Below are 1266 nucleotides of genomic sequence, written 5' to 3' on the forward strand. Positions count from 1 at the left end.
CTCCGACTCCCGGTCCCTGCCGGCCGACCGCGGCCCCCTGCCGGCGACCGGTCCGACGCCGCCCCCGGCGTCCCCCTCGCCGACGTCCGTCCCGAGCACGTCGAAGCCGCCGACGAGCCCCTCCTCCACCACGGGTGACGGCACCACGGCACCCGGGTACGGCGGCACGCCGACCTCCCTCCCGTCGTCCACCGCGCCCGGCACGACGGGGCGGGCCACGACGGCACCACCGCCGGTCTCCTCCCCGCCGCCGTCCACGGCACCGGCGCGGAGGCCCTCGGCCGGGGAGGAGTCCGCCGGCAGCGGCTAGCCCCCTTTCGTCCCCGCCCGTGGGCGCCCCCGTCCCGGGCCGTCCCCCGACCACCACTCGGGCGCGGCATGCCCGTACCAGGACCCGTCATGCCGTATGCCGGAAAGAGACCGTGAACCCGTCATGAGAACCGCGAGACGGTCGGCACCGACCGACCGCCGCTCATCCGCCGCGTCCGTGACACAGGTGGCGCTGCCGCGCCGGGCGCCGCTGCCCGCGCACCATCCGGAACCCGTCCTGGACGTGGTCGTGCCCGTGCACAACGAGGAGAACGACCTGGAGCCCTGTGTCCGGCGGCTCCACGCGCACCTCGCGGAGACCTTCCCCTACGCCTTCCGGATCACCGTCGCCGACAACGCCAGCACGGACCGCACCCCGGCGATCGCCGCGCGGCTGGCCCGGGAGCTGCCGGGGACGGAGTGGATACGGCTGGCCGAGAAGGGCCGCGGCCGGGCCCTGCACACCGCCTGGTCCCGGTCGTCCGCGCCGGTGCTCGCCTATCTGGACGTGGACCTGTCCACCGATCTCGCGGCCCTGCTGCCGCTGGTGGCCCCGCTGATCTCCGGGCACTCGGACATCGCCATCGGCACCCGCCTGGCCCGCGGCTCCCGGGTGGTGCGCGGACCGAAGCGGGAGATCATCTCCCGCTGCTACAACGGGCTGCTGCGCGGCACCCTCGCCGTGCGGTTCACCGACGCCCAGTGCGGTTTCAAGGCGGTACGGCGGGACGTCGCCGAGCGGCTGCTGCCGCTGGTCGAGGACCGGGAGTGGTTCTTCGACACCGAGCTGCTGGTGATAGCCGAACGCGCCGGACTGCGCATCCACGAGGTGCCGGTGGACTGGGTGGACGACCCCGACAGCCGGGTCGACATCCTGTCCACGGCGCTGGCGGACCTGCGCGGCATGGCCCGGCTGGGGCGCGCGCTGGCCGGCGGCCGGCTGCCGCTGGCCGCGCT

The 1266-nt window shown here is 75.6% G+C and carries 2 protein-coding genes; one reads left to right on the forward strand and one right to left on the reverse strand.

Annotated elements, in window-relative coordinates; all coding sequences use genetic code 11:
• The coding region (locus B7767_RS24075) for a hypothetical protein (RefSeq protein ID WP_218775816.1) at positions 1 to 258 on the reverse strand (258 nt) is incomplete at its 3' end.
• A gap of 175 nt (positions 259 to 433) precedes the next feature.
• Between B7767_RS24075 and B7767_RS24080 the strand changes: the two genes are divergently transcribed.
• On the forward strand, positions 434 to 1266 hold an 833-nt coding region (locus tag B7767_RS24080), incomplete at its 3' end, for a dolichyl-phosphate beta-glucosyltransferase (protein WP_256923545.1).

Origin of the sequence: Streptomyces sp. 13-12-16 (assembly GCF_002114215.1) — a bacterium.
GTDB lineage: Bacteria > Actinomycetota > Actinomycetes > Streptomycetales > Streptomycetaceae > Streptomyces.